Source organism: Roseimarinus sediminis (assembly GCF_050433125.1).
Lineage (GTDB): Bacteria > Bacteroidota > Bacteroidia > Bacteroidales > Prolixibacteraceae > Roseimarinus > Roseimarinus sediminis.
In genome coordinates, this window is sequence record NZ_JBNPXV010000008.1 from 126,421 (window position 1) to 145,586 (window position 19,166).

Annotated in this window: 17 protein-coding genes; 7 read left to right on the top strand and 10 right to left on the bottom strand. The window is 43.7% G+C overall.

Going from position 1 to position 19,166, the window contains the following annotated elements; translation table 11 throughout:
- Positions 1-169: 169 nt before the first annotated feature.
- On the bottom strand, positions 170-3,352 hold the full coding sequence (locus tag FHS86_RS12045) for a ligand-binding sensor domain-containing protein (RefSeq protein WP_429413771.1): 3,183 nt from the start codon (positions 3,350-3,352) through the stop codon (positions 170-172).
- A gap of 261 nt (positions 3,353-3,613) precedes the next feature.
- On the opposite strand from FHS86_RS12045, the gene FHS86_RS12050 reads away from it, so the two are divergent.
- Positions 3,614-4,096: a hypothetical protein gene (locus FHS86_RS12050; RefSeq protein WP_429413774.1), complete on the top strand. Its 483-nt coding sequence runs from the start codon at positions 3,614-3,616 to the stop codon at positions 4,094-4,096.
- On the opposite strand, the gene FHS86_RS12055 is transcribed toward FHS86_RS12050, so the two are convergent.
- Positions 4,090-4,668 (bottom strand): DUF3109 family protein, encoded by a 579-nt coding sequence (locus FHS86_RS12055; protein ID WP_429413777.1) that lies wholly within the window; start codon positions 4,666-4,668, stop codon positions 4,090-4,092. The genes FHS86_RS12050 and FHS86_RS12055 overlap by 7 nt on opposite strands.
- Before the next feature lie 123 nt (positions 4,669-4,791).
- Between FHS86_RS12055 and FHS86_RS12060 the strand changes: the two genes are divergently transcribed.
- Positions 4,792-5,157, top strand: a complete 366-nt coding sequence (locus FHS86_RS12060) for a hypothetical protein (RefSeq protein ID WP_429413780.1) — start codon at positions 4,792-4,794, stop codon at positions 5,155-5,157.
- A 45-nt stretch (positions 5,158-5,202) separates the two neighbouring features.
- Here FHS86_RS12060 and FHS86_RS12065 read toward each other — a convergent pair whose 3' ends face one another.
- The 3 genes from FHS86_RS12065 to FHS86_RS12075 all read right to left on the bottom strand — a co-directional run bounded on the left by FHS86_RS12065 (position 5,203) and on the right by FHS86_RS12075 (position 8,339).
- Complete coding sequence (locus FHS86_RS12065; RefSeq protein ID WP_429413782.1) at positions 5,203-5,535, bottom strand: heavy-metal-associated domain-containing protein; 333 nt, start codon at positions 5,533-5,535, stop codon at positions 5,203-5,205.
- 88 nt (positions 5,536-5,623) lie between these two features.
- Entirely contained in the window at positions 5,624-7,825 is a 2,202-nt protein-coding gene (locus FHS86_RS12070) for a TonB-dependent receptor (RefSeq protein ID WP_429413785.1), read from the bottom strand.
- Positions 7,826-7,889: 64 nt separating this feature from the next.
- Positions 7,890-8,339 carry a hypothetical protein gene (locus tag FHS86_RS12075; RefSeq protein WP_429413788.1) on the bottom strand — a complete coding sequence of 150 codons (450 nt, stop codon included), beginning with the start codon at positions 8,337-8,339 and terminating at the stop codon, positions 7,890-7,892.
- Positions 8,340-8,755: 416 nt separating this feature from the next.
- Here FHS86_RS12075 and FHS86_RS12080 point away from each other — a divergent pair, with 416 nt between their 5' ends.
- Genes FHS86_RS12080 through FHS86_RS12100 form a run of 5 tightly spaced genes read left to right on the top strand, consistent with a single transcriptional unit; the run spans position 8,756 to position 14,555 of the window.
- A complete protein-coding gene (locus FHS86_RS12080; RefSeq protein ID WP_429413791.1) occupies positions 8,756-9,481 on the top strand; it encodes an ABC transporter ATP-binding protein in 726 nt (241 codons plus the stop codon).
- A gap of 2 nt (positions 9,482-9,483) precedes the next feature.
- Positions 9,484-10,752: an ABC transporter permease gene (locus tag FHS86_RS12085; protein ID WP_429413794.1), complete on the top strand. Its 1,269-nt coding sequence runs from the start codon at positions 9,484-9,486 to the stop codon at positions 10,750-10,752.
- A gap of 10 nt (positions 10,753-10,762) precedes the next feature.
- The gene (locus FHS86_RS12090; protein WP_429413797.1) at positions 10,763-12,031 is read left to right on the top strand and encodes an ABC transporter permease; all 1,269 of its coding nucleotides are present in this window, start codon (positions 10,763-10,765) and stop codon (positions 12,029-12,031) included.
- Between the two features lie 48 nt (positions 12,032-12,079).
- Positions 12,080-13,213, top strand: coding sequence for an efflux RND transporter periplasmic adaptor subunit (locus FHS86_RS12095; protein ID WP_429413800.1), 1,134 nt, complete (start codon positions 12,080-12,082; stop codon positions 13,211-13,213).
- Between the two features lie 28 nt (positions 13,214-13,241).
- Positions 13,242-14,555, top strand: coding sequence for a TolC family protein (locus FHS86_RS12100; RefSeq protein ID WP_429413803.1), 1,314 nt, complete (start codon positions 13,242-13,244; stop codon positions 14,553-14,555).
- Between the two features lie 107 nt (positions 14,556-14,662).
- Here FHS86_RS12100 and nqrF read toward each other — a convergent pair whose 3' ends face one another.
- From nqrF to FHS86_RS12125, 5 genes are read right to left on the bottom strand one after another with little or no spacing between them, the layout of a single operon-like run.
- Positions 14,663-15,922 (bottom strand): NADH:ubiquinone reductase (Na(+)-transporting) subunit F, encoded by a 1,260-nt coding sequence (gene nqrF / locus FHS86_RS12105; RefSeq protein ID WP_429413806.1) that lies wholly within the window; start codon positions 15,920-15,922, stop codon positions 14,663-14,665.
- Between the two features lie 25 nt (positions 15,923-15,947).
- Complete coding sequence (gene nqrE, locus FHS86_RS12110; RefSeq protein ID WP_429413809.1) at positions 15,948-16,565, bottom strand: NADH:ubiquinone reductase (Na(+)-transporting) subunit E; 618 nt, start codon at positions 16,563-16,565, stop codon at positions 15,948-15,950.
- A 22-nt stretch (positions 16,566-16,587) separates the two neighbouring features.
- The gene (locus FHS86_RS12115) at positions 16,588-17,235 is read right to left on the bottom strand and encodes an NADH:ubiquinone reductase (Na(+)-transporting) subunit D (RefSeq protein WP_429413812.1); all 648 of its coding nucleotides are present in this window, start codon (positions 17,233-17,235) and stop codon (positions 16,588-16,590) included.
- A gap of 1 nt (position 17,236) precedes the next feature.
- Entirely contained in the window at positions 17,237-17,941 is a 705-nt protein-coding gene (gene nqrC, locus FHS86_RS12120) for an NADH:ubiquinone reductase (Na(+)-transporting) subunit C (RefSeq protein ID WP_429413814.1), read from the bottom strand.
- A gap of 19 nt (positions 17,942-17,960) precedes the next feature.
- Positions 17,961-19,130, bottom strand: coding sequence for an NADH:ubiquinone reductase (Na(+)-transporting) subunit B (locus FHS86_RS12125; protein WP_429413817.1), 1,170 nt, complete (start codon positions 19,128-19,130; stop codon positions 17,961-17,963).
- Positions 19,131-19,166: the final 36 nt, after the last annotated feature.

Here is a 19,166-nt window from a genome sequence, read left to right on the forward strand (position 1 = left end):
GAGGCCCTTTTTATTGTTACCCTTCCAATCATGTTACGATGACTCTGAATAAAGGCAAGCAAGTGCAACCACCAGGTTGAAAAGCTGTCGTTATAACTAACCATTGGTTTTAGTTTCCACAGTAAGATCTGCTCAAAGGTTAATCCGGCCGGGGCAGGTCTTTTTTTTCTTATAACTGGAAGCGCTTTAAATGCACATAAAATGAGCTTCCTTGTCCCGGTGCACTTTCGATGCTGAATTTCCCTTTATTTTTCAATACAAACTCCTTTACGAGCAGCAATCCCAGGCCACTTCCCTTTTCACGTTGTGTTCCGAAAGTGGCCTTGATTTCGTCGTTTTCCAACAGCCTGCTGATGCTCTCTTTCGACATGCCCACGCCATTGTCGCGGAAACAAAAACGGATGTACTCTCCTTCGGTAGTCTGACTAATTTCGATCGATCCTCCGGGCGGTGTAAATTTGATGGCATTGTCGAGCAGATTACGGAAAATGGTTTTCACCATGTTCTCATCTCCGTAAACAAGCACTGACTCGTCGACGGTGCATTGAACACGGATGTTTTTCTTTTGGGAATGATCGCTTAAAAAACGAATGATTTCGTCGATTACAGGTAAAGCCAGTAACATACGTGGTTCAAAAGGAATGACCCCGCGCTGGCTGCGTGACCAGGTAAGCAGGTTGTCGAGCAGATAAAAACTTGAGCGGGTGGTCTTTGACAAATCGGCAATGATTCGTTTTTGCTTTTCGCTGTTGTAATCATCTCCATGCTCTGACAGCAAATCGAGCATGTTCATCACGTTACCAAGCGGACTGCGGAGGTCGTGCGAAATTACCGACAAAATTTTATCTTTTGTTAAGATGGTTTCCTTTAGCTCGGTTTGATGGGCTGCAAGACGGAGCGCCTGCTCTTCGATCTCATCTTTTTGTTTTTGAAGTATCCGGTTTTGCTTTTGTATTTCGCTTTTTTGATTTTCGAGTTCCTGATTTTTCTCAAGTACTTCACGGGTTCGGATGCCAATGGCCAGCTCGAGATCGCTTTGTTTTTGTTTATATTGTGAAACCCTGAGGGTATAAATCACAAAGATGCTCACAAAGGAAACAATGAGCAACAGAATATAAAAAAGGCTTGTTTCAACAAAACGGGGTTTTATGGAAAAGCTCAGTGATGCTTCCTGCTCGTTCCATACTCCATCGTTGTTACTGGCCTTAACCGTGAAAGTGTATTGTCCTCCTGGTAAATTGGTGTATGAAACGGAATGGGCGGTACTCGTATTCCAGCTATCGTCAAAGCCTTCGAGCCGGTATTGAAAACGTACCTTTTCGGGTTCGTAAAGGCTAAGACCGGCAAAATGAAAAGTATAGCGGCGATGCTCGGGTGAAAATTCCTGGTTCTGTTCCAAAGCAAGTGGCCGGTTATCGACTTCGAGCCGTTCAATCACAACCGGGGTAAGGTAATTATTCACCAGGGTATCACCCGGATCGATAATACTCAGTCCGTCGAGTGTTGGAAAGTATAGCAGGCCGTTTTTGCCCTTAAGTGCCTGGGCTGTTGAGTTGCATTCGGAAACAGCCATCCCGTCGTATTGATCGAAAACCCGACAATGCACCGAATCGCTTGCCTTATTAAAAAGTGTAAACAAATCAGATTTTTCTACCTTCATAATTCCCCGTGCGAAGGGCATCCACAAATGGCCATGATCGTCCTCTACAATATCGTAAATAGAATTATCGAACAGGCCGTTACGGGTAGTAGCATGATCAAACTGCTGATCGCGAAACAACCACAATCCATCGACAGTTGCCAGCCAGACGTTTCCTTCTCTGTCGCAGGAAATATTAAAAACCACATCGCTTTTAAATCCATTTTCCTTTCCAAACACTTTGATGTTACCAAGGCTGTCGATCCTGTTGAGTGCTCCTTCGCCTTCGCTGGTTCCCACCCAGATATTGCCTTCACGATCTTCGTCGATGGCCATCACCAGATTCGACGATAAACCATCGTCGACGCTCAGGTGATCAATGCTTCCATCGGGACGAATAATCCCCAGTCCGTTATTTCGGGTTCCCACCCATACATTTCCCCTGCTATCATGGAAGGTCAGTCTTATTTTGGTTCCGATAAAGCCGCTGGCTTCGTTCAGCATTTCAATGGTGCCGTTGGCTTTAATAATCATTAAACCTGAATAAGTACTAAGCCATTTGCTTTGTTCCTCATCGACAGTTACATGTCGGATACGAACATCGACAAGCTGTTGAGGCAAATGAACTTCTCTAATTTTATTGCTAGAAATACAAGCAAGCTTCCCATTATCGAAACCTACCAATATTTCCTTCTTTTCAGTTTCGTATACCGTATTAACTACCTTACCCGGCAAACCACCCTTTGATGTCAGATTCGTAAATTTCCCATCCTTGATACGTGACAAGCCTCCCTTATAATGACTGATCCACAAGCTTCCTTCGGCATCAAATTCCATATCGGTAATAAAATTATTGGCCAGGCCGTTGGCGGCGGTAATGTGTTCAAGCTGCCTGCTCTGCAGGTTTAATCTGAAAATTCCATCAAAACTACCTATCCATAAATTACCATAACGGTCAGTCAGCATTTCACTAATGGTAGATGTTATTTCGGGTATTTCCCGAACAAAGCGTTTTCCGCCGAAATGATAGATTCCCTGAGCCGTCCCAAGCCACAAATGGTCGTCCTTGTCGAAAAAGAGACTGTAGATCCACTCATTGTCGAGCCCATCGCTGGCATCAAAGCGGGTTAACTCTCCGGCACTGTATCGATAAAGGCCCTCGCCCATGGTAGCAAACCAGATCGATCCTTTCCGGTCTTCGGCAATTGCCCTCACTTCGATGTGTTTAAGGGGAGAACTAAAATCGATGAAATTGAAAACTCCGTCTTTAAAGTAGAACCATCCGTGATCGGGCGATGCTGCCCAAATTCGTCCCTTGCTGTCGGCCAGCAGGCCACGGTAAAGGTGAACAATCCCCTGTTCCTCACCAAACATTTCAAAGCGACCATTATCGTACATAATCAGTCCGTTTTCGAGCGTGGTGATCCACAAGCGGCCCTGATCGTCGCCACGAATGTTTCGAATAACATTGCTATTCAGAACATCGGTGTTGGCATTATTAAAAACTTTAAACTCATGCCCATTGTATCGAATTAGTCCGGCATAGCCCGTAATCCAAAGATAGCCGTCGGACGACTGATATACGTACAGTAAGGAATTGGTTGGAAGCCCGTTTTCGGTGCTCCAGCGGTCGATATTATATTGCGATAATTTTTTATCAGGACTTAATGAGTAGGTTGGCTCCTGTGCCTTTCCACTCAAAAGTAAAAACATATAAAATAATAAAAAAAGCTTAAAATTCATATGATGGTAAAAGTTAGACCGCTGGTTTTCAAAATAAAGATAAAGATAAACAAGAATTTCATTTAAAATACACAAAGATAATTGAATCAATTCAGCAAAAAGTGTAATAAACAGGAAAAGAATGTTTTGTATTGCACGCAACCGATCAGTTACTTTGCACATCAGTTTGAAAGAAATCAACACAGCTAACCCGAAAAAAGTATGCTGGCTTTACATTAAAATAATTGAGCAATGAAGAAATTAAAACACATTTTACCAGCAGCTGTATTGTTGCTTACTATTGCATGCACAAGCAACGATGGTGATCAGCAAAAGGCAAGCCTGGTATTCGGACACTTTTATGGTGAATGCATGGGCGAAGGCTGCGTCGAAATTTTCAGACTGGACAACCAGCTTTTATTCGAGGATGTTCGCGATCAGTATCCGGCTTATACAAATCCTTACGAAGGAGACTTTTCTCTTTCTCAATCACGGTATTATCATCGGGTGAATGATCTATGGGACATTGTTCCCGAAAAGTTATACGATGAAAGCGATACCATAATTGGTCAGCCCGATGCTGGCGACTGGGGTGGAATTTATCTGGCTGTAAGCCAGGGCACAGTTGACCGGTACTGGTTAATTGATCAAAAGAAAAGCAATGTTCCCGACTACCTGCACGAATTAATCGATTCGGTCAATGCAAAGATCGCGTTTATCAATCAAAATCAATGAGGAGTATGCTTAAGGTGTTCTGCAGCTATTTCAAGCTCTTTGTACCATTCAGCACCATATTTGCGAATGAGTGGTTCCTTCAGAAAGCGATAAAGCGGAAGTTCTTGTGCTTTGCCACAGGCACGTCCATCCTTGCAGATGTCGAGTTGCTGATAATTAACAGCATCAAATTCGGTATAGGAAGTAATTCGGACGGGAAACAGATGACACGAAAGGGGTTTTCTGAAATTGGTTTTTCCTTCAAGAAACGCTTTTTCAATGGCACAGCGGGTAATACCATGCTCATCCTTAAAAGTGTAAGCACACTCGCGATGATTAAAAAGCGGTGTTACCAAATCACCATCCTCATCGCTTACAGCATACCCTTGTTCTGCGATCGTTTGTTGATATGCTTCGATTAAATAAGGTTGATAATGCTGATAATTGGCTTCTATTGTTTGGGCTTCATCGACAGTTAGCGGAGCACCAGAGTCTCCCTCAACACAACAAGCTCCTTTACAGGCCATTAAGTCGCACAAAAAAAAGCGATCAAACAGGTCAAAACTTACAATGGTATTTCCAATCTGTATCATGGTGCAAGATTACGAAAAATATGCGAAAGACGGTATATTTTTTGAACACCAGCTAAAGTGTTCTTTTTTAATTTTAATGCAGCTAAAAATGCCAGATTTCATTTATTTAGTAAAGGAAAAACGATGAGAAAACCCGTGTTAATTGAACATAAAGGAAAAACTATTATCTACCTCGATTTTAGCAATTTGAGAAAACTTCAGGAGATTAAAGAACTGGAAACTGAAGGAGGCAAGATCATCCGACAACGCAATATTCATTCAGCACTGGTATTGTCGAATCTCGAGCACATGTACTTCAATCATGAAATCAGAACTCATTTCATTAAAGTAGCACGTGAAAATACCTCATTTGTAAAAGCAAGTGCCGTTATTGGACTGTACGGAATGATAGCCTTTGTATTTAATGGTTTTCTGGAAGCGAGTTCACGCAACATTCGCTCATTTAAAACGATGGCCGAAGCACTCGAATACCTTACTTCGTTCGATTAAACAGAGAAGAGACACCCCCGGGGGTACCTCTTCTTCCTTAGCTGCTTATTCCTTGCTTTTTGACTTTGTTTCGCTTTCCGCTTTCTTAATTTCTGCCTTATAGCCCAGCTTATTAAAAGCTTTAATCAGCTGTTTTTCGGAGGTTTTGTCCTCACGGTAAGTTATTTCACAGGTTTTCTGATCGAGTGAAACCTTTAAATCTTTCACTCCTTTCTCATAGGGAATATTGTCTTCTATTTTCTTCACACAGCCATGGCAATCCATGCTTACTTCAAATACGACGGTTTTTTCACTTTTCTTGGTGGCCGCTTCAACTTGTGATATTGAAACAAAGAAGAAAAACATTACAAAAGTTGAAAAAATTGCTAAACTTTTCATCTGTCTTATTTTTTAAAATTATACATAATTCTTTTTAAGGCACTTATGGGCCTGCACAAACACAATCCTGCTTAAATCCAATTTATCATTAGTTGTACGAACGAATGGTATAACGCAGTCCCACATACACTTTCCGTCCATGAACCGGTCCCCAGGCCATCGAACCATCGAAGTTGTTGCTCCATGGATCATTGGCTGCTATTATTGGCTGTGGAATGGTGAAACTGCCCAGGTTTTCTCCCCCCAGGTAAAACTCCCACTTTCGGAAGCGCCTGGTAATTTGGGCATTATAAACGGTATAACTTCCATAGGTTTCAGACCACAGCGGATCGTCCTGATCGGGATCGGGCATGCGCCCACCTCCGTTAAACTGGCTGGTAAAATCGAACTGCCATTTGTCGAGACGGGTTGCATAACTTAAGCTAACAAGCCCTTTATAGCGGTTATTCATGGGGACTTCTCTTAGCCTTCCATCAACTGTTTGCTGCACATCGTTGATCCGATAGGCTGCGTTAAGCGTTAAGCCATCGAGCACTTCATAAATCAATTCAGCCTGCAGGGCATTTGAAAAGGAGCTACCGTTCAGATTACTAAAATGCACTTCGTACGGACTGCTGTCGACATCACGGATTACCTGATTGATAAAACGGGTACGATAATAATCAAACATCAGGGTCAGATCACGCCCGGCCAACTGCAGTTCAGCTATCAGGCTTGTACCAAGGTTCACGGCTTCTTCCTGCTGCAGGTCATCATCGATCACGATGTTTCGTGAACTGGCAAGCAAATAATTATTTTCGGCCAGAGGAACGGCCGTACGGTAACCTTTGCCTGCCGAAGCTCTCCAGGTAAGCCATGAACTAACATCCCATTTCGCATGCATACGGGGTGTTACAAAGAATCCAAACTGCGAACTGTAATCGGCCCTGAGGCCGGCCAGCAAGTTAAACCCATTGCGCAAATGATAATTGTATTCATAATAAACACCAGGGACCCACTCACGATGCAGATAATTGGCCTCATCGAGTTGCTCATCAAAGGCATCGGCTAAAAACGAAACCCCGGTTTTGTAGGTATGCAGATCAGTACCAAAATTGCCCTGATAAATCAGATTGAAGTAGGCATTGTACTGCGAACCATCGTAAAATTGTTTGCCATAGCTGGCAATTTGCTCATGATAACTACCTGAAAGCTGCATGCCAATGCTCGTTCCAACCCTTGGCAGGAGTACGCCGTTTTTTGCAAACAGTTCAATTCGACGGGTTTTAATATCAATGCCATACAAACCTGAACTTAGATCATTAAAGGCTCCTACCTGCCCCGACTGCCTGTGTTCATTCAGTAATTTAACACCCAATTGACGATCTCCGCCATCGGGAGTTGTCTGATACCAGCGGTTCATCAGGTTAATTTGCTGAATATGGGGCATGTCGAGAAAGTGGTCACCGTTATCATCAATTTCAAGACGATGATTCTCGGCATGTAATAAGAAAGTGGTGGCCAGACTATCGTTGAACCGGTAGGTATAGTTCAAATTGGCTTCACTTTTCAGCGCATCATTACCATAAAGGTTTACATGAAGAATTTCGTCGCCAAGAGGTTTCTTGAATTCTACATTAATTTGCCCCGAAATGGCTTCATAGCCATTTAGTACCGACGAAGTACCCTTTGATATCTGGATCGACTCCATCCAGGGCCCTGGGACATAGCCCAGACCGTAAGGTGCAGCCATTCCCCTAACCGAAGGCATATTTTCGGCGATGGTTTGCACATAAATACCCGAAAGACCCAACATTTTAATTTGCTTGGCACCGGTAACCGCATCGGTAAAACTCACATCGACCGAGGCATTGGTTTCAAAACTCTCAGAAAGATTACAGCATGCGGCTTTCTGCAGCTCCGATGCCGTAACCTTTGTGCTTTGCACTGCATCCATGGTCGAAAGGTACTGGCCTTTCTGCCGCTCTCGTATCAGCACTTCACCCAGTTCGCTTTGCTTTTCAAGATAAACCGTAATCAGGTCCTCCTGATCAGCAATCTGAATGGTGTCGGGATGATAACCTACAAAGGATACTACCAGCGGATGAGCTCCGTGATGATGCACATCGATACTAAAACTTCCATTTTCATCGGTAGTGGTGCCATGCGTCGTTTCGGCCCAATATACATTGGCCCCAACAAGCGGCGCATCGTTTTGCTCCTTGTCGCGTACCACGCCTTTTAACTCATCACCGGCAGCCGGTATGGATAGTATACCCAACAAAAGCAGGGTAAAAAAACAAAATCTCATAATTAAATTGAAATAAGAATTCGACAACTATTTATTACAAATCAATAAGTACAATTGTCGGTATTCAAATCCGCAGAATGCAAATCCTTGCCAATACAGCACGGCCCGTATCGGCAGAAAGAAACTGGAAAAGATCAATTTTATCTATAGAAAACTCGCTTATGAATTCAGGCAGCAGATGACAAACAAACAAGGCAATTACAGGCGTTGACAAATTTACCTTCTGGCTTTTGGCTTTGAGTGAATCGACATCCAGTTTTGCATAAAAAGTAGTGCTGTGATGATGATCGGCCTGATGACTCATATCGTTGGTACAACATGAATCGGCGGTGCTTTCAGTACAACACAAACACTCATCACTCTTTTCTTCTTCAGCAATAGTAATAGAAGTGGAAACCACATTGCATACATCACACAAGGTTTCAACAACATTAAATCCTATACTTGAGAACAGGATCAACATGGCCATGTATGCTGCAACGATGTATTTGTATTTCAACTTCATTAATACCATTAACAATTCATTTCAGAGATGCAAAAATGGAGGTTTTAATTCAATTTTCAAAATCGATCAGTCAGACGAATAAGATGGTCGTGCTAATATTTCAAAACTGTTTAAGAAATTCATTCCCTTGTAACTTCTCACTACCATTCATCGTCCTAGCAGTATTGTGCAACGTTTAAAAATCTGTAGGAAAGAAATCTCAAACAACTTTCAAAACACTGATTTACAATATTAATTGTGCACGATTATTGTAGTCTGAAATAGTTAAAAAAATAAAAAACGTAATAAATGAGTGAATACGGTACTAATCGGACAAAGCAGTTAATTACCGATAAAAATCAACCGTTCATCTATAATAAAGGTAATTTCTGAAACGATAGCCTCACATTTGATACCAATTTCCAAAGCAAACTAGAAGAATAGCCATGATAACACTTACAAACATTCACAAATCGTATCACACGGGATCGAACAACCTGCATGTACTTAAAGGAATCAATCTCGAAATCAACTCCGGAGAGTTTGTTTCCATAATGGGCTCCTCGGGTTCAGGAAAATCGACCCTGCTCAACATCCTTGGCATACTCGACAACTACGACCAGGGAGCCTATCATCTCGATGGGCAGCTGATCAGTAACATGAGTGAAAAAAATGCGGCCAAATACCGCAACGAAACGCTGGGTTTCATTTTTCAGTCTTTTAATTTAATTTCCTTCAAGAATGCGATGGAAAATGTTGCACTTCCACTTTATTATCAGGGCGTAAGCCGGAAAAAACGCAATGCCATCGCCCTGGAGTATCTCGACAAACTGGGTCTGAAGCCCTGGGCCGATCATATGCCCAATGAGCTTTCGGGGGGGCAAAAGCAACGGGTGGCCATTGCGCGAGCCCTGATCTCTCAGCCCAAGGTAATTCTGGCCGACGAACCTACCGGAGCACTCGACACCCAAACCTCGTATGAAGTGATGGAAATACTCAAGGCCATTCACAAGGATGGCATTACCATCATTATTGTTACTCACGAACACGACATTGCAGCCATGACCGACAAAATTATCAAGCTGCGCGACGGCAACATTGGCGACATGATTATCAATGGCGATTTGGCCAGTTTCAAGGCCAACTACGCAAAAGACCCACAAACTGTATAGCTATGTTCGATATTGACAAATGGCAGGAAATCCTGAGTACGATCAAGAAGAATAAGCTGCGTACTTTTCTCACCGGCTTTGCCGTTGCCTGGGGAATTTTTATGCTGATGGTTTTACTGGGAGCAGGTAACGGTTTAAGCAACGGCGTTGGTTCGAACTTCGAAGGCAATGCACTCAATGCCATGTGGATTTGGAGCAGGGAAACAAGTATGCCGCATGCCGGATTTCAATCAGGCAGGCGCATCCAGTTCACCATGGACGACTACGAAGCCATCAGCGAAATGGACAAGATCGACAAAATATCGGCCCGTTACTGGATTGGCGATCGCACGTATTCTTTTAACAATGAATACGGAAACTACAACACCCAGTCGTGTCACCCCGATTTTATGGATATTGAAAAATTTGAAATCACAAGCGGCCGGTTTATCAACGACATCGACATGAAATACAACCGGAAGGTGATGGTAATTGGTGAAGACATTCGCGAAGCCCTTTTCAAGCACGTCGATCCCATCGGGCAAATACTTAAGGTGGGGAATGTTCCCTTTAAAGTGGTAGGTGTTTACAATGAACTTGATCCCCGTGAAGGAACCCGCCAGGGATTGATTCCGATTTCGACTGCACAAACGCTTTTTAATGCAGGGAACCACATTCACAACCTGGCACTTACCACCGTCGATGTTTCAAAAGCTGAAAGTGAAGGCATTGAAGAAGCAATTCGTTTGTTGCTGGCCAAAAATCACAAGTTCAACCCCGACGACCAGCGAGCCATCGGCATCTACAATTCGCTTGAAAACTACATCGAAACCATGAAAATATTCAGCGCCATTAAAATGTTTGTCTGGCTTATTGGTATCGGTACCCTCATTGCCGGTATTGTAGGCGTTAGCAACATCATGCTGATTGTGGTGAAGGAACGAACCAAGGAAATTGGTATTCGAAAAGCACTGGGAGCCACGCCGGGATCAATTATTGGCCTGGTACTGCTCGAATCGATACTGATAACAGCCCTTGCAGGATATGTTGGAATGTTTCTTGGAATCAGCCTGATGGAAGGCGTCAATTTCATGATGGAACAGCAAGCCAATGCCCAGGTGGGAGCCAGTGGCGACCAGGGAGAAATGCGCATGTTCCTGAATCCGACCGTTGATCTGCGCATTGCAGTAAGTGCCATGCTGCTGCTGGTATCGGCCGGAGCCCTTGCAGGTTACATCCCGGCCAAAAGAGCCTCAAAAGTAAAACCAATCGAAGCATTACACGACGAATAAAATTATAGCCATGTTTGATATAGATCGTTGGAAAGAAATTATAAGCGCACTGAAGAAAAACCGACTCAGAAGCTTTCTCACCGCATTCGGTGTATTTTGGGGCATCTTCATGCTCATTATAATGGCCGGAGCCGGGAAAGGACTCGAAAACGGAATCACCGAAGGCGTAGGTCAGGTGGCCACCAATTCCTTCTTTATGTGGACCCAGCGTACGGGCGAACCCTACAAGGGGCTGCGCCGGGGCCGTTGGTGGAGCTACGAGAATGAAGATGTTGAATTCATTCGGAAACACATTCCTGAAGCCGACATTGTGGCACCGCGACTTTTTGCCGGCGGAGGTGGTGGAAACAACACCGTCAGGGAAGATAAAACAGCCTCGTTTTACATCAAAGGCGATTATCCCGAATGGAACGACATCGACCCCGGAACTATGCTCAAGGGCCGTTGGCTCAATGAAGTTGATATTCTTCAAAAAAGAAAAATCTGCGTCATTGGCACCAAGGTGTATGAAGAAATGTTTGCAAAAGACGAAGACCCACTGGGCGAGTACCTGCGCATTAACGGAGTTTATTACCAGGTAGTCGGGGTTGTTGAACCAATTTCGGGAATCAACATCAATGGACGCACGGAGGAAAGCATTTTCATGCCCTTCAGCACCATGCAGGTTGCCTACAACTACGGAAACGATGTTCACATTATGGGTATAACAGCTGCCGAAGGGTACAGTGCAACCCAGGTTGAACAAATCGTAATGGACGCCATGAAACAGCGACACAAAATTGCCCCCAACGATGTTCAGGCCATTGGCCACATCAACCTGGAGAAGCAGTTCAAACAGTTCAGTTCACTGTTTATGGGGATTCAAATTCTGACATGGATTGTAGGAATCGGAACCTTGCTGGCCGGAGTTATCGGAGTAAGCAACATCATGCTGGTAATTATTAAGGAAAGAACCCAGGAAATTGGCGTAATGAGAGCCATTGGAGCCACCCCACGCAAAGTGATCGGGCAAATTATCCTCGAAAGTGTTTTCCTGACTACTGCCGCCGGATACCTCGGATTATTTATGGGAATTCTCCTACTCGAAGGTTTCAATTATGCCCTCGAAATGGCAGCCGCAAGCGGAGCCGAAGGAGTTTTTATTAAGAACCCCGAAATCAACCTTTCGGTAGCCATCGCCTGTCTTACCGTACTCATCGTATCGGGGGCTGTTGCGGGCTACATTCCAGCAAGAAAGGCCGTACAAATAAAGCCCATTGATGCACTCAGGGCCGAATAAAACAACAATGAATCGAAAAAATAATTAATAAAACTAAATAGAATAGTCATGAAAAAGTTTTTTAGAATTTCAGGAATCGTACTACTGATCGCAGTATTCCTGGGTACGTTTTACTTTCTCTACACCAAATCGAAAAACAAACCGGTGGTATTTAAAACCCAGACACCCAAGGTAGAAACCATTACCAAAAAAACAGTGGCTACAGGGTCGGTTGTTCCACGAAAAGAAATTGAAATCAAACCACAGGTATCGGGAATTATTGAAGAAGTTTATCTCGAAGCTGGTCAGATGGTGAAAACCGGTGACATCATTGCCAAGGTAAAAATCATCCCCGACATGGTCACCCTCAACAATGCCGAATCGAGGGTAAACCGTGCACAACTCAATTACGAAGATGCTAAAATCGATTACGAACGTCAGCATGAATTATTTGAGAAAAAAGTCATTCCATTTGAAGAATACCAAAAAGCTCAGCTTGCCTTTAACACGGCACGCGAAGAGCTCTCGTCAGCCGAGAACAATCTCGAGCTGATCAAAAAAGGGGTGACCAAAAAATCGGAAAAAACCACCAACACGCTCATTCGTTCAACCATCAACGGCATGCTGCTCGACGTTCCGGTTGAAGTAGGCAACTCGGTCATTCAGGCCAATACCTTTAATGCCGGAACCACCATTGCCATAGTAGCCGATATGACCGACATGGTATTCGAAGGAAAAGTTGACGAAACCGAAGTAGGCAAAATCAGGGAAGGAATGAACATCATCCTTACCATTGGCGCCATCGAAAACGAAACCTACGATGCCATTTTACGCTATCTTTCTCCTAAGGGAGTAGAAGAAAACGGAGCCATACAATTCGAAATTAAGGCCGATGTCAACCTCAAGGAAGGTCAGTTTATCAGAGCTGGTTACAGTGCCAATGCAAGTATCGTACTCGAAGAGCGCGACAGTGTAATGGTAATTCCCGAAGCCCTGTTAAAGTTTGAAAACGATTCATCGTTTGTCGAAGTCGAAACCGATTCTCAGGTATTTGAAAAACGCTTTGTTCAGGTAGGTCTTTCCGATGGAATAAACATTGAAGTACTCGAAGGACTCGAATTTGAAGACAAAATTAAAGGGGAAAAAATCGACCCTAAGGAACTGAAAAAACAAAAAGCAGAATCGGCCGGGGCTGATGCCTAAAACCGACTTTGCCTAAAAAGCTGAAAAAATGAAGAAAATCATTCTACTCATCATACTGTTTGCCCTGTTTACAACAACAAGGGCACAGGAACAATGGACACTTGAACGGTGTATCGAATATGCGCTGACCAACAACATCATGATCAAGCAGTACGAAATCAATTCGCGCTACCAGGAAAATGAGTTTAAGCAGGCCCGCTACAATCGTCTGCCCAACCTGAATGGCAGCCTTTCACAGGGCATCAACTTTGGACGCTCAGAAACCCAGGCAGGCACCTACGACAATATCACACAGGGCAACACCAGTGCAGGTATTAATACCAATGTGCTCATCTGGCGGGGTGGTACTTTAAACAATACCATCAAACAAAACGAGTTGGACCTGAAATCGAGCATCGAGAACCTGCAAAAAGCCAAGGATGATATCATGCTGAGCATTGCCTCGGAATACCTCAACATTTTATTTGCCACAGAGCTGGTCAAAGTAGCCGAATCGCAGCTTGAACAGACCATGAAGCAAATTGAACGCACAAAAAAGCTGGTCGAGGCCGGAAAGATTGCCGAAGGAGCCTTGCTTGAAGTACAATCGCAGCTTGCCCGTGAATCGCTCGATGTGGTGAACAGGAAGAATAACCTGCAGATTGCCACACTGAACCTGGCCCAATTGCTTGAACTCGAAGATTATTCGACTTTCAACATTGCAGTACCTGAAATTCCTGAACTAAAAGCCCAAATTACCCTGATGAATGCCAGGCTGGTATTTGACAAGGCGGTTGAGGTTCGCCCCGAAATTAAAAGTGCCGAGTATCAGTTGAAAAGTTCCGAAGTACAACTCGATATTGCCAAAGGTGGCAAAATGCCAACCCTTTCGGCTTATGCAGGCATTTCGAACAACTATTTTGCATCAGAATTCTCTCCAGCCTTTGCCGATCAGCTTGAAAACAACCTGAGCGAGAATGTAGGAGTCAACCTGAGCGTACCCATTTTTAGCCGTTATCAGAATAAAACCAATGTAGAGAATTCGAAATTGCAGATTCTGAACAGTGAGCTGGAACTCGAAAGTGCCAAAAAGCAGTTACGTAAACAAATCGAACAGGCTTATGTAAATGCACTGGCTGCACTTGAGCGCTACAATGCCAACAAGGTGGCGGTAAAGTCGATGCAGGAATCGTTTCGTTACATTGAAGAAAAATTCAATGTAGGGCGTGTAAATTCAGTTGAATACAACGATGCCAAAACCAATCTGGCCATCGCCGAATCGAACCTTATTCAAGCCAAATATGACTTTATTTTCCGTTCAAAAATTCTTGATTTTTATAACGGCATACCCATTCAGCTATAAGCTAAAAAGGAATTTTTCACTACACATTATTTTATATTTATTCAACAATGAAAAGAGCCATCCGTCAGTTGACGAATGGCTCTTCTATTTTTAATAAAAACAAGTACTTAATTTCCGAAATCGTCGTAATAGATGTTCTCATTTTCAACACCCAAATCGTACAGCATTTTGTTTACTGCGCCTACCATTGGGCCAGGGCCACACATGTAGTATTCGATGTCTTCGGGAGCATCATGATCTTTAAGGTATTCATCATGAATCACCTGATGGATGAAACCAACCGGTCCTTCCCAGTTATCTTCGGGTTGAGGATCGCTCAGGGCAATGGTGAATTTAAAGTTCGGGAATTCCTTTTCGATGGCACGGAAATGATCTTCATAAAAGATTTCGCGCACCGAACGGGCACCATACCAGTAAGTTACCTTACGACCTGTTTTCAGCGTATGAAAAAGGTGGAAAAGGTGTGAACGCAAAGGAGCCATTCCGGCACCACCACCAATGTAAAGCATTTCGTTATTGGTTTCCTGAATAAAGAATTCACCATAAGGGCCTGAGATGGTCACTTTATCACCCGGCTTGCGCGAGAAGATGTACGACGAACATATTCCGGCAGGCACATTGGCCCAGGTATTCTTCTGACGATCCCATGGCGGAGTGGCAATACGAATATTCAGCATTACGATGTTCCCTTCGGCAGGATGGTTGGCCATGGAGTAGGCACGGTAGGTTTCTTCGTTGTTTTTCATCTTCAGATCCCACAAACCAAATTTATCCCATTCGTCGCGGTATTCTTCTTCAATGTCGAAATCCTTGAAGTCGCATTCGTATTTGGGAACATCAATTTGCACATAACCACCCGACTGAAAATCGAGGTTTTCGCCCTCGGGAAGTCTAACGACAAATTCCTTGATAAAGGTGGCCACGTTATGATTCGAAACCACTTCGCATTCCCATTTCTTGATTCCCATTACTTCCTCGGGAACCTTTATTTTCATGTCCTGACGTATCTTGACCTGACATCCAAGCCGCCAGTTGTTTTGCTGTTCCTTGCGGGTGAAAAAGTCGACCTCGGTTGGAAGGATCGATCCACCACCGTCAACTACCTGGCATTTGCACATGCCGCAGGTTCCACCTCCGCCACATGCCGATGGTAGAAAAATGCCGTTGTTTCCCATGGTCGAAAGAACAGTGGAACCCGGATTTACTTCCAGGACCTTTTCACCGTCGTTGATATCGACTTTAACAACACCCGATGGTGTAAGTTTCTTTTTGGCAAACAACAACAAACTAACCAACAACAAAATCACCACCAGGAAGAAAATCACACTGGTAATAATGACTGTTGATTGTGTAGCTAAAAGAATCATGTTATCTGATTTTAAGTAGTTTCAATTAAAGTTTAATACCCGAGAATCCCATGAAAGCCATCCCCATTAAACCGGTAATAATGAAGGCCATTCCCAATCCGCGCAGGGGGCCGGGAATATTGGAATACTGGATTTTTTCACGAATGGCTGCAATACCCACAATAGCAAGGAACCAGCCAACACCGGAGCCAATACCATAGGTTGTTGCTTCTCCAATGTTCAGAAATTCTTTCTGCTGCATAAACAGCGATCCACCAAGAATAGCACAGTTTACGGCGATAAGCGGAAGAAAGATACCCAGACTCGAATAAAGCGAAGGGGCAAAGTTTTCAACCACCATTTCAACCAGCTGTACCATCGATGCAATTACCGCGATAAACATAATAAAGCTCAGAAAGCTCAGATCGACATTGGCAAACTGAGGTCCTATCCAGCTCAGTGCTCCCTCTTTCAGAACATAGTTTTCAAGGAGGTAGTCAACCGGAATGGTAATACCCAGCACAAAAATAACTGCCAATCCAAGTCCTGTAGCTGTTTTCACCGATTTCGATACTGCCAGATAGGAACACATTCCCAGGAAGTAAGCGAAAACCATGTTTTCGAGGAAGATTGACTTCACAAATATGTTAATTAAGTTTTCCATTTTTCTTCTTCTTTTAGCTTAGCTACTTGTTTTCTTCAATCAGCTCGCGGTTGCGGTAGCGCTGTACCCAGATAATGATCCCCACAGTAATGAGGGCCATGGGTGAAAGTACCATCAAACCGTTGTTTACATATCCAAAATTGTAGAATCCTTCGGGTATCACATGGAAGCCCCAGATCGTACCAGATCCCAGTAATTCGCGGAAGAAACCAACAATAATCAGGATCACACCATAACCGGCGGCATTTCCTATTCCGTCGAGAAACGCAGGCCAAGGTTTATTTCCCAGTGCAAAGGCTTCAAGACGTCCCATAATAATACAGTTGGTAATGATCAGCCCCACAAAAACCGACAATTGCTTACTTACATCGTAAACGAAGGCTTTCAGAACCTGGTCAACCAAAATAACAAGGGCCGCAACAATGACAAGCTGTACGATGATACGGATCCGGTTAGGAATACTATTTCGAATCAGTGATACAATCACATTGGCAAGCGCCAATACGGCCATTACCGAAATGGTCATTACCACCGAAGGTTTTAACTGTGCAGTAACTGCCAGTGCCGAACAAATACCCAGTACCTGCACGGTAATCGGGTTTTTGCTTCCCAGCGGGTCGGTTAGCAGTTTCAGATTCTTCTTCGAGAACATTGCTTCTTTATCACTCATACTACTCATTTTTTAACTTGTTGAAGAATGCTACATAGTTCGAAAGGTCGTCGTACAGCATTTGCTGCACCCCTTTACTGGTAATGGTTCCTCCCGAAATTGCATCTACTTTGTGTTCCTCGGGCGCTTTTTCTCCAGCTTTGGCAACCGTTAGCGATACAAATTCTCCGCTTTCGTTAAACAATTTTTTGCCAACAAAAACTTCCTGAAAGGCCGGAGTAACAATTTCGGCACCCAAACCGGGAGTTTCACCCTGGTGGTCGAAAATGGCTCCATACACGGTGTTCAGATCATCGTTCAGGGCAATATAGCCCCAAACCGGTCCCCAAAGACCGCTACCACGTAAAGGAATAATGTATTTTTTTCCTTTGTCACCCAGATCGGCTTCATAAACAGGCAGTATTCTTTTCTCAAGGTCGAGTGCCTGTTGTTGCTTGAGGTTAACGGTAAAAGCTTCTCCTTCTACCTTTTCACCTTTTACATTAACCACATACGAAGTGGTAATTCTATCGGCATAAATTGTTTCTGCATCAATCGTTGTTGATGCAATATTAATTGCAGCCAGTATGTTTTGTTTCTTTTCTACTTCAATATTACGCTCCTGATAAGGCTTCAATTTTATGGCTGTAAAAGAAAGTACGGCAGCCACAATAATCACCATTACCGAAGCATAGATGAAAGTATAAGTATTTCCGTTTCTATTCATTTTGCGTCGATTTTAATGATTACACTTTAGCAGTTGCTGCTCTTTTCATCCTTTTCCTGATATTGCCCTGCACAACATAGTAATCAATCAGCGGGGCAAAGGTGTTCATCAGCAGAATGGCCAGCATCATGCCTTCGGGATAAGCCGGGTTCAAAACACGTATGATGATGGCAACAACACCAATCAGGAAGCCATAAATCCATTTACCGCGGCTGGTTTGTGAAGCCGAAACCGGGTCGGTGGCCATGAACACGGCACCAAAAGCAAATCCACCCAGGAACAGATGATGCCAGAATGGGATTTCCATGTAGGCATTTACTGCAAAGACATTGAGTATCGCTCCTGTGAATAAGGCACCCAAGGTAGTGGCAAGCATAATTTTCCAGCTTCCAATTCCGGTAATAATAAGGAATATTGCTCCCAGCAGGATGGCAAAGGCTGAAGTTTCACCAATCGACCCGGGGATGAAGCCCCAAAAGGCATCCCAGATGTCATAGTCGATAATACCGGTTAATGCAAGCCCCAGTGGCGTTGCACCCGAAAAACCATCCACCACCTTATCGGCATTGTTGCCCAGGTTGATCCATACTTCTTCACCACTCATTTGTGTTGGGTAGGCAAAAAACAGGAAGGCCCGCGCAATCAAAGCAGGGTTCCAGATGTTCATTCCGGTACCTCCAAATGCCTCCTTGGCAATAATCACTGAGAAAGCTACAGCTACTGCAGTCATCCAAAGCGGAGTATCGATTGGCAACACCAATGGAATCAGCAAGCCTGAAACGAGGTAGCCTTCGTTAATTTCGTGTCCCTTAATCTGGGCAAAGGCAAATTCGATACCCAGTCCAACACCATAAGACACCACAATTACAGGCAATACCCGTAATAAACCGTAAATAAACACCTGAAGGAAACTTGTGTTACCCAATTCACCAATCGCAGCAAAATGCTGGTACCCGATGTTGTACATTCCGAAAAGCATGGTAGGGATGAGTGCAATTACCACAAAGATCATCGTTCGCTTCAAGTCGATATAATCGCGAACATGTGCTCCTTTCTTCGTTGTTTTATCTGAAACGTACAGGAACGTTTCAAAACCTTCGAAGACACTGTGGAAAGGATGCAGTTTACCTCCTTTTTCGAATTTGGGCCGATGTTTATCGAAAAAATTCTTAATTCCTTGTCCTTTCATTCGATTTAATTTTTTATAAAAAGGAATCTCATGTAA

Excerpts from the sequence above, each read along its gene's own strand:
- FHS86_RS12045 (WP_429413771.1), bottom strand. The coding sequence starts at position 3,352 with ATGTTTTTACTTTTGAGTGGAAAGGCACAGGAGCCAACCTACTCATTA.
- FHS86_RS12055 (WP_429413777.1), bottom strand. The coding sequence starts at position 4,668 with ATGATACAGATTGGAAATACCATTGTAAGTTTTGACCTGTTTGATCGC.
- FHS86_RS12080 (WP_429413791.1), top strand. The coding sequence starts at position 8,756 with ATGATAACACTTACAAACATTCACAAATCGTATCACACGGGATCGAAC.
- FHS86_RS12070 (WP_429413785.1), bottom strand. The coding sequence starts at position 7,825 with ATGAGATTTTGTTTTTTTACCCTGCTTTTGTTGGGTATACTATCCATA.
- FHS86_RS12085 (WP_429413794.1), top strand. The coding sequence starts at position 9,484 with ATGTTCGATATTGACAAATGGCAGGAAATCCTGAGTACGATCAAGAAG.
- nqrF (WP_429413806.1), bottom strand. The coding sequence starts at position 15,922 with ATGATTCTTTTAGCTACACAATCAACAGTCATTATTACCAGTGTGATT.
- FHS86_RS12115 (WP_429413812.1), bottom strand. The coding sequence starts at position 17,235 with ATGAGTGATAAAGAAGCAATGTTCTCGAAGAAGAATCTGAAACTGCTA.
- nqrC (WP_429413814.1), bottom strand. The coding sequence starts at position 17,941 with ATGAATAGAAACGGAAATACTTATACTTTCATCTATGCTTCGGTAATG.
- FHS86_RS12075 (WP_429413788.1), bottom strand. The coding sequence starts at position 8,339 with ATGGTATTAATGAAGTTGAAATACAAATACATCGTTGCAGCATACATG.
- FHS86_RS12060 (WP_429413780.1), top strand. The coding sequence starts at position 4,792 with ATGAGAAAACCCGTGTTAATTGAACATAAAGGAAAAACTATTATCTAC.
- FHS86_RS12090 (WP_429413797.1), top strand. The coding sequence starts at position 10,763 with ATGTTTGATATAGATCGTTGGAAAGAAATTATAAGCGCACTGAAGAAA.
- FHS86_RS12095 (WP_429413800.1), top strand. The coding sequence starts at position 12,080 with ATGAAAAAGTTTTTTAGAATTTCAGGAATCGTACTACTGATCGCAGTA.
- FHS86_RS12100 (WP_429413803.1), top strand. The coding sequence starts at position 13,242 with ATGAAGAAAATCATTCTACTCATCATACTGTTTGCCCTGTTTACAACA.
- nqrE (WP_429413809.1), bottom strand. The coding sequence starts at position 16,565 with ATGGAAAACTTAATTAACATATTTGTGAAGTCAATCTTCCTCGAAAAC.
- FHS86_RS12065 (WP_429413782.1), bottom strand. The coding sequence starts at position 5,535 with ATGAAAAGTTTAGCAATTTTTTCAACTTTTGTAATGTTTTTCTTCTTT.
- FHS86_RS12050 (WP_429413774.1), top strand. The coding sequence starts at position 3,614 with ATGAAGAAATTAAAACACATTTTACCAGCAGCTGTATTGTTGCTTACT.
- FHS86_RS12125 (WP_429413817.1), bottom strand. The coding sequence starts at position 19,130 with ATGAAAGGACAAGGAATTAAGAATTTTTTCGATAAACATCGGCCCAAA.